Raw genomic sequence first — 7,907 nt, forward strand, 5'->3', positions numbered from 1 at the left:
GATGATGTTGTTTCCGTAGAGTAGAGAACCAGCTACAGGCTCGCGGATACCGTCGATATCTACAGGAGGAGCGGCGATAAAGGCGATGATGAAGCAGGTGGTGGCGGTGAGCAGGGTGGGGATCATGATGACACCGAACCAACCGACATAGAGACGGTTGTTGGTGCTGGTGATCCACTGGCAGAACTGCTCCCACAGGGAAGCGCTCTCGCGCTGTTGTAGAGTTGTAGTCATGGTTGGATAATTTCTGTATGTATTAGGTTGTCAAGGTTCGTTGTTTGACATGAGTTAATACTATCGGCTTTTTATAGTTATGTAAAGGGGTTTTAAGAAATGTTTTTTTATCAATGTCATAACTTTTACTTATATAATTGATGTTCAGGTAAACTAGAAGCAGACAAATTCTGCAAAAATAAGCGATGATACCCGAAATTACTGCAAAACTATTGGAAGCGAAGAAGGAAAAAGGACTGAGTTTCGCTGACCTAGAAGCGATTCTAGGACGAGATGAGGTGTGGATTGCCGCTGTTTTTTACCGGCAAGCGAGCGCCTCCCCAGAGGAAGCAACGAAAATTGTGGCAGCTTTGGGACTGGGAACCGAAATCGTCGCATCCTTAACCGAGTATCCTGTCAAGGGATTGGGTCCGGTTGTCCCCACCGACCCCCTGATTTATCGTTTCTACGAGATCATGCAGGTGTATGGAATGCCCCTAAAATCGGTGATTCATGAAAGATTCGGCGATGGTATTATGAGTGCGATCGATTTTACCCTCGACGTGGATAAGGAAGAAGACCCTAAAGGCGATCGCGTTAAAATTACCATGTCGGGTAAGTTTTTATCCTATAAGAAGTGGTGAGTCCGGCCAAAGTCAACGGTAAGGAATTTATATTCCTTGCCGCTCTTGCTATTTTTCTTAACCAAACTTAACAATTGACGGCAAAATTTTGCTTGCTTTTTTTTTGCAGATTTTGAGAGAATTTAAAATAGATTCCAGCGCTCAATCGCCCAGGAGATATAATGACGATTCAACCTCAAGAAATTTTAGAAAAGCTTCAGTGGAGATACGCTGTCAAAAAATTTGACCCGTCTAAAAAAATTTCTGAAGCAGATTGGTTTATCTTAGAAGAAAGCTTGAGACTGGCTCCTTCTTCATATGGTTTGCAACCCTGGAAATTTATTGTCGTTCAAGATCCAAAAATTCGTGCGGCACTTACTCCGGTCAGTTGGAATCAAACTCAAGTAGAGGATTGCTCCCACTATGTGGTACTTGCTACTCTTACCAAAATTGAAGTAGCATATGTCGAGAAATTCGTTGCAAAAATAGCTCAAGTTCGAGAATTAGATGTCGCTTCTCTGGAGAATTATAAGAATCTGATGGTGTCAGATTTAGTTAATGGGCCACGCTCAGCAATTGTTCAATGGTGGTCTCAGCGACAGAGTTATATTGCGATGGGAATGCTGATGGAAACCGCCGCCTTGCTCGATATTGATGCTTGTCCACTAGAAGGAATCGAGCCAGCGGCTTATGATCGTATTCTGCAATTAGAAGGTAGCGGCTATGCAGCAGTAGCAGCAGTGGCTCTCGGCTATCGCTCCTTAGAAGACAAATATCAACTGTTGAAGAAAGTTCGCTTTGATCGCGATGAGGTTATTGTCTGGCATTAGTACAATAAGACTATATCAGTTGAGGGATTGTTTATGAATCGAGGAAAACTGGTTGCGATCATTACTGGAGCGATTTCGATTGCGATCGCGATTGCTTATTTAATTCTGGTGCAATTACTAGATTTTCGTGGAGAAATGATACCCGCTCCTCCACTCTTTTTGGGATTTTAGATTTTAGATTTTGGATTGCGAGTTTCCCTTGTTCCAAGGCTCTGCCTTGGAACACAATATCTAAGGCTCTGCCTTAAAATAGTATTCAGGTAGAACCTGGGAACGAGATCTTACTCATAACTGATAACTGATAACTGATAACTGCCTAACCTAAATCTCGGTCTTTAGTGACGGTAATTTCCTTAGATAAATGTCGATACCAAGTAAAATAGAGACCGATAGAAAGCAAAAGAAAAACCAAAGCCAAAATCTTCAAACTTTGCCACTGCTTGATGATTAAAACAATCCCCATCATAAACAGGACTAATTGCCAAGGAACGGTGAGAAAAGCGGCGATGATATCCCGTTGATTTTCCGCTTTAATTTTTGCCTGTAGGTTAGGTTTAACACTTTGACGGACTTCTCCCCAAAAGCCAAAAGGTCGGGTAACATTATAGAAATTTTCCATGACTAAACTATCGGTGGGAGGAGTTAACAAAGTAGCAATAATACAGCCAGCTAAAGCGAACAAACTCGGTACAAGAAAGAGAATAAGTTCCTGATATTGACTGTGACGAAAGAAAGGTAAAATTATCGCTTGTGAAGCAATAGCTGCAATCATTCCCGCTAAAGTTCCCACGGCAAAACCATAACCATTAAAGCGCCACCAATACCAACGTAATAGCAGAGGAACTGCTAATCCTACCCCTAATCCCGTGGTTAACCAACCCCAAATATCATTGACATTTTGGATATTAAAACTCAAAACTAAGCCAATTATGACCACAAAAACCGAGGCCAAACGACCTTGAAAAACTAACTCCTGTTCTCCCGCATTCGGTTTCAAAAAAGCTTGATAGATATCTTTGACCCAATAGGCGGCACTAGCGTTGATAACTGCGTTAAAAGTGGACATAGCCGCCGCTAAAAAAGCAGCAATTAATAACCCTTTCATCCCCACCGGAATGTATTGAGTAATCACCGTGGCCAGAATTCTTTCTGGATCTGTAATCGTGCCTTCGGTTAAACCGTAGTGAATACCTAAAACCGCAAAAGCTGTGACTAGAGGCCAACGGAAAGAAAGCAGAATAATCCAGAATAAAGATAATAAACCGGCATCTCGATCGCTTTTGGCCGCTAGGTATCGTTGTAACATATAACCACCGCTGCCGCTGCAACCTTCGATGATGGTTTTAACTAAATAAAAGAAAATCACCCCACCAAACAAATTAAAGATGGCATAATCTCCGGGTAAATCCAAAGTCATCGAAGGGAAAATACTAGACCAGTCGCTTAAATTCCAAGTTTTTGGCTCTGCTGCCCCCGGAATTGCTACCGTGAAACTATCGGGAAGATTAACAGTAAAAAAGGCCACTGTCGATACATAAATGACCGCCACAAAAATCAGAAACCCTTGAAATAAATCGGTAATTACCCCACCATAGAAACCACTGGCCACCGTATAAATCAAGGTTAAAAGAATTAATATCACCGAAGCAAGACGATCATCCATACCCAGAAACTGCCCTAAAAATTTCCCCCCCGCAACGGAGAAATAACTCATCGTACCGATAGAGAATAAGAGAATGGCGATGGCGCTAATAATTCGGGCAAAATTACCCTGTTTTCCTGGTCCAAAGCGAAATTGCATCCATTCCGCCATGGTCATAACTTGGGCCCGGCGATTCCATTTACCCATAAAAGCCATGAGAAAGGCCATAATTAGGACAACACCGCCCCGGATTTCGATAAATAGTCCTTTAGGACCGACCGCGTAAATTAGGGCAGAAATGACCATAGTTCCCGCTAAATCGGTGTTAGCCGCCATTCCCGACACCCCTAACATCCACCAGGGCAAATTGCGATTACCTAAAAAGTAGGATTCTAGACCTTGAGAAGCTTTTTTCTCGGCGATAATCCCGATTATTAGGGTTCCTGCCAGATAAAGCAGCACAATTACATAATCAATTAACTGCATAGTTTGGATCAATTTAACTTTTGATCGTTATAGCATCAATTGACTACGATTTCTGGCTAACGGTTTCTTTTTCTAAGATTTGCACCCGTTGCTCTAGCTTTTTTAAATCTTCCTTTAATTCAATTACTAAAGTGGCTAAACGCTGGAACAGTGGGTCACTTTCCCCGACTACTTCCCCATTTACTATACCCGTTCCCGATCGCCGTTGGGGAATGGGAGCGGCATTTTCCCCGCGGATGGTTATTCCTCGGACCTGACTTTCAAGGCGCTCAACTCGATTGCGGAGACTAATTAACTCCGATCTTACCGCCGTATCCGATTGTGCCTTGCTGGCATTAACAAAACTCAGTATTAGCAAAAGGGAGATAATCAGCATTAAAAAGCCAGAAAAAGAGATTTTAGCTAATTTCATCGATTTTACCTCCTATCTATCTGACCCAACTTAATGTTAAGAAACGTGGCTAAATCTAAAGCTTGATTGCAATTCCGCCCCCAAGTGATTAGTTGCTCAAAAGAGGATGATAAGGTAAAAAGCACGATTTTGTGGAAATTTGGCCTTATCTCTATGTATAAAAACTCAGATAAAGATTTTCTCGGAGCAGCAATCACCGCCGGTTTAGGTGCAGGAATCGTCACTTCTTTTGCCGTCAATCAAGGACAAGACATCGGTACAGCTTTAGGAATTACCGCTTTAGCGGCTGTTTGCGGTGTTATCTGCCGTCATTTTGACCTAATGTGATGCAATCTTCCTCACACCTCCAATTCTGCCGAAAAATCCTGTTTTTTCTCGTATTGATAGGGGCCGAGCAGAGCGCCCCAAATTCCCTTACCAGTGCCGGGATCTAGACCTTTATCGTAGGTTTTTAGGCTATGACTCGTCACCTCGAAACCCAAAGACACCTGATAGGTTGTCCCTTCATAGGTGAACTGACAGCGCTGTTCCGGTTGCGGTTGGGCGATAAACTGGTATTGATGATCAGCGAGGGTATGGACTTGGACAGCTAAAGTGCAAGTAGGCAGGAAAGTTAGGTCTTCTAAGCTAATTTTTCGCAAAATATCGGGATTTTTGCCCGCACCTTGCACGGATTTCAGGTCATTAAACATATAATGCCTAACCTCTAACCCTCCCGATTCCGAGCGCGTTAATCGCCACAGTCGCGGTCGGTAGGGTTGGTCTAAATTGATGATACTTGCCTGTTCGGCAAAAAGCGCGATGCTGTCTTCCCGAAATAAAAGCAACGGACGCAACCATAAACGCAGGTGAACGTACCACACTGGTTCTGCTTGCGCTTGCCGTTGATTTTCAAATTCACCCGCGAGATACCGACCGAAAGTGATTAATTCAGGGGTCATAGGTCAAAAAATTCTCCTTATTGCCTCAAAATTAATCCTAACACCCATAGAACTCACTTTTTTGACAAAAATGACCTTCAGGCTACCAAAACCCGCTTAAACCCAGCCATTCCCCCTTTAGTGTACCAATATTCCCAGCGACCGCCAGCAGCACTAGACCAATCCTTGAGGTCAAATTTACCGCTGCCGGAGGGAGTTCCCGCGATGCGGTAGACTTTCACCGCTTGACCGTTATTATTCCAGATTAAAGGTCGATCCGGCTCCATCTGTTCGGGTAGAGTCCTGTTAGTTTGCAGAAAATAGGCATCTTGTCCCTTATCGGTGCCGTTGCCATAGACTTTGGCGATACCATCCTCATCGATCGCCAGAAAAGCTCCTTCTTCTAAACCGATAGCGTAGGCAGGTAGTTGATTGTGATTATCGTGTACATTACGGGCTAAAAAACCAAAAAGGCGACCATATCTTGTTTCGGGATGATCTTGATTGAGTCGATCCAAATGGGTATCTGTCACCACTTTTTTGAGAAAAGGAACCCGAATAAAATCACTCCGATAGAAGTCTTTAGTGTTGAAGTGAAAGGGATTATTTAATATTTCTGAACTCAGTACTCCTTCGTGAGTAGGCGCATAGTAAAAATCCCCCAGAATAGCCATTCCTGCGCTGGTTCCCGCCACGGGAACTTTTTTGTCGTTGATCAGATAATTGATCGCTGTTTCCACCTTTGTGCTTTCCCACAAATCCTCGTACTGATTTTGATCACCACCAGCAAAAAAAAGGATATCGGCATTACGAATATATTCGATAACATCAGGATGATTCGCCCCTTCACGACTATCAATTGATAGTTCCGCTGCTGAGCCGATCAGGGAGGGATAATTGTCGCAAATCCAATCGGCTTGACCGCCAAGATCGCCAAAGCGCAACACTAAGTAATTACCGCCTTTAGCTCGATTTAATAACCATTTTGTCGCTTGATCTTCTCCTAACTTACCTTCTTCCGCTCCCCCGATTAATAAAATACCCGATCGATGTTTTACAGACTGAAAATTGGCTTTTCCACAACGACAAGAATAATGGAAATCTCGATCATGATTGTTGGACATGGTCTTATACCCTCGCCCCTTAGCTTACTCCTTCTATCCTAGCTTCAACTAGGACAAAATCAGAGTTTTATACCATAAAAGTTAACAACAAAGCCTCTCTATAGCTGAAATCGGTAGCCGCAAAACTCCCTAGTTTACATTCTGTTAAAAATCGTCCTATAATAATTCAAGCCTAGAAACTGGCAATTATTACTGTTAAAGTTGGGAATCGGCAGGCGATATGTTAAATAGACGTTCTTTTTTGCAAGGATTAGGTACAATCGCCTTAGCGGGGGGTTTAAGTGGCTGCGCTTCTGGAAGCGGCGATCCGAGCATTTTTCTCCTATCTGGTTCGATTCCGCCGCGATTACTAACAGATTTTCGGAAAACTATTGCCGGAAAAAAAGTCAATTTTCAGTCGGAAAGGCAGCTGAAAGAGCTATTAAAATTGTTGGAAAAATGGTTACAAAATCAGGAGCAACCAGCCTCACAATTTCCGATTCCTGTCCCTTTTAGGGAACAAAACCCAGCGATGGGTAATTTAGTCACCCTAGGGGATGCTTGGCTAGGAAAAGCGATTACCAACGGTTTAATTCAACCCCTAGATACTTCTCAACTCTCTAATTGGTCAAAACTGCCCCTCCGTTGGCAAGAAAACATGACTCGCAATGCTCAAGGACAACCGCAAACAGAGGGAAAAGTCTGGGGTGCGCCCTACCGTTGGGGAATGACATTAATTGCCTATAATGAGGAAAAATTCGCTCAATTTGACTGGCGACCACAGGATTGGTCTGATCTATGGCGACCGGAATTAACCGGTAAAATTGCCCTAATTGATAATCGTCGCGAAGTCATCGGTTTAACCCTAAAAAAATTGGGTTATTCTTATAATTCTAGTGATTTAAAACAAGTAATGGGACTAAAAGACCAGCTATTCGCTTTACAAAAACAGGTAAGATTTTATAGTTCTCAATATTATTTACAACCCCTGATACTCGGTGATGTCTGGCTATCTGTGGGTTGGTCTAATGATATTTTACCAGTGAGCGATCGCTATAAGAAAATTAAAGTTGTTGTCCCCAAATCCGGTACTTCTCTCTGGTCAGATGTGTGGGTAAAACCAGTTTTAACTACTCCTAATTCTCTTGTCCAGCAATGGATTGATTTTTGTTGGCAACCAGAATCCGCCACTAAAATTTCTTTATTTACCTCCGGATTATCCCCCCTAATTCTCACTGAAAATCCCGACCAAATTTCCCCAGATATTAGAAATAATCCTTTACTTGTTAATCCAGAAGCGATCAAAAAAAGCGATTTTTTAAACCCTTTATCCCCAGCAACCGAGCAAGAATACGAGCAGTTGTGGCAAGCAATGCGACAGTTAGTATAGTCATACTAACTTCGTTGAGTACAGGCAACAGGCAAAAGGCAACAGGAGGAATAAATAATCAGTCTTTAATAACTGGATTTGGTATCAGGAGATACTAGAAAAATTCTGTGAGAATATTGAGGTTAAAAATACATTTACCTAACTGATAACTGATAACTGATAACTGCTCACTAATAACTGATAACTGATAACTGATAACTGATAACTGATAACTGATAACTGATAACTGATAACTGATAACTGATAACTGATAACTGATAACTGATAACTGATAACTGATAACTGATA

Annotated in this window: 9 protein-coding genes and 2 pseudogenes; 5 read left to right on the top strand and 6 right to left on the bottom strand. The window is 42.4% G+C overall.

All coding sequences use genetic code 11. The features are described 5' to 3' along the window. Positions 1-234, bottom strand: a pseudogene (locus tag IM496_RS01485) (photosystem II q(b) protein); the annotation flags it as partial. Between the two features lie 185 nt (positions 235-419). Here IM496_RS01485 and cynS point away from each other — a divergent pair. From cynS to IM496_RS01500, 3 genes are all read left to right on the top strand, one after another. Continuing rightward, complete coding sequence (gene cynS / locus IM496_RS01490) at positions 420-857, top strand: cyanase (RefSeq protein WP_287661021.1); 438 nt, start codon at positions 420-422, stop codon at positions 855-857. Positions 858-1,018: 161 nt separating this feature from the next. Beyond that, the gene (locus tag IM496_RS01495; RefSeq protein WP_002738682.1) at positions 1,019-1,666 is read left to right on the top strand and encodes an NAD(P)H-dependent oxidoreductase; all 648 of its coding nucleotides are present in this window, start codon (positions 1,019-1,021) and stop codon (positions 1,664-1,666) included. A gap of 33 nt (positions 1,667-1,699) precedes the next feature. After that, the gene (locus IM496_RS01500; RefSeq protein ID WP_002738535.1) at positions 1,700-1,837 is read left to right on the top strand and encodes a hypothetical protein; all 138 of its coding nucleotides are present in this window, start codon (positions 1,700-1,702) and stop codon (positions 1,835-1,837) included. 145 nt (positions 1,838-1,982) lie between these two features. Here IM496_RS01500 and IM496_RS01505 read toward each other — a convergent pair whose 3' ends face one another. Further along, positions 1,983-3,794: a sodium:solute symporter family protein gene (locus IM496_RS01505; protein ID WP_287661023.1), complete on the bottom strand. Its 1,812-nt coding sequence runs from the start codon at positions 3,792-3,794 to the stop codon at positions 1,983-1,985. 43 nt (positions 3,795-3,837) lie between these two features. Beyond that, positions 3,838-4,206 carry a hypothetical protein gene (locus IM496_RS01510; RefSeq protein ID WP_287230929.1) on the bottom strand — a complete coding sequence of 123 codons (369 nt, stop codon included), beginning with the start codon at positions 4,204-4,206 and terminating at the stop codon, positions 3,838-3,840. A 153-nt stretch (positions 4,207-4,359) separates the two neighbouring features. On the opposite strand from IM496_RS01510, the gene IM496_RS01515 reads away from it, so the two are divergent. Continuing rightward, on the top strand, positions 4,360-4,533 hold the full coding sequence (locus IM496_RS01515) for a hypothetical protein (protein WP_002739017.1): 174 nt from the start codon (positions 4,360-4,362) through the stop codon (positions 4,531-4,533). An 11-nt stretch (positions 4,534-4,544) separates the two neighbouring features. On the opposite strand, the gene IM496_RS01520 is transcribed toward IM496_RS01515, so the two are convergent. Both IM496_RS01520 and IM496_RS01525 read right to left on the bottom strand, forming a co-directional pair. After that, positions 4,545-5,147, bottom strand: a complete 603-nt coding sequence (locus IM496_RS01520; protein ID WP_194015751.1) for a chromophore lyase CpcT/CpeT — start codon at positions 5,145-5,147, stop codon at positions 4,545-4,547. A 77-nt stretch (positions 5,148-5,224) separates the two neighbouring features. Beyond that, entirely contained in the window at positions 5,225-6,250 is a 1,026-nt protein-coding gene (locus IM496_RS01525; protein WP_194015753.1) for a cyanophycinase, read from the bottom strand. Between the two features lie 220 nt (positions 6,251-6,470). Here IM496_RS01525 and IM496_RS01530 point away from each other — a divergent pair, with 220 nt between their 5' ends. Next, positions 6,471-7,619, top strand: a complete 1,149-nt coding sequence (locus IM496_RS01530; protein WP_287661025.1) for a substrate-binding domain-containing protein — start codon at positions 6,471-6,473, stop codon at positions 7,617-7,619. Positions 7,620-7,713: 94 nt separating this feature from the next. On the opposite strand, the pseudogene IM496_RS01535 reads toward IM496_RS01530, so the two are convergent. Continuing rightward, positions 7,714-7,907, bottom strand: a pseudogene (locus tag IM496_RS01535) (hypothetical protein); the annotation flags it as partial.

Origin of the sequence: Microcystis sp. M049S2, assembly GCF_020245625.1 — a bacterium.
Classification (GTDB): domain Bacteria; phylum Cyanobacteriota; class Cyanobacteriia; order Cyanobacteriales; family Microcystaceae; genus Microcystis; species Microcystis ichthyoblabe_A.

Excerpts from the sequence above, each read along its gene's own strand:
- cynS (WP_287661021.1), top strand. The coding sequence starts at position 420 with ATGATACCCGAAATTACTGCAAAACTATTGGAAGCGAAGAAGGAAAAA.
- IM496_RS01495 (WP_002738682.1), top strand. The coding sequence starts at position 1,019 with ATGACGATTCAACCTCAAGAAATTTTAGAAAAGCTTCAGTGGAGATAC.
- IM496_RS01500 (WP_002738535.1), top strand. The coding sequence starts at position 1,700 with ATGAATCGAGGAAAACTGGTTGCGATCATTACTGGAGCGATTTCGATT.
- IM496_RS01505 (WP_287661023.1), bottom strand. The coding sequence starts at position 3,794 with ATGCAGTTAATTGATTATGTAATTGTGCTGCTTTATCTGGCAGGAACC.
- IM496_RS01510 (WP_287230929.1), bottom strand. The coding sequence starts at position 4,206 with ATGAAATTAGCTAAAATCTCTTTTTCTGGCTTTTTAATGCTGATTATC.
- IM496_RS01515 (WP_002739017.1), top strand. The coding sequence starts at position 4,360 with ATGTATAAAAACTCAGATAAAGATTTTCTCGGAGCAGCAATCACCGCC.
- IM496_RS01520 (WP_194015751.1), bottom strand. The coding sequence starts at position 5,147 with ATGACCCCTGAATTAATCACTTTCGGTCGGTATCTCGCGGGTGAATTT.
- IM496_RS01525 (WP_194015753.1), bottom strand. The coding sequence starts at position 6,250 with ATGTCCAACAATCATGATCGAGATTTCCATTATTCTTGTCGTTGTGGA.
- IM496_RS01530 (WP_287661025.1), top strand. The coding sequence starts at position 6,471 with ATGTTAAATAGACGTTCTTTTTTGCAAGGATTAGGTACAATCGCCTTA.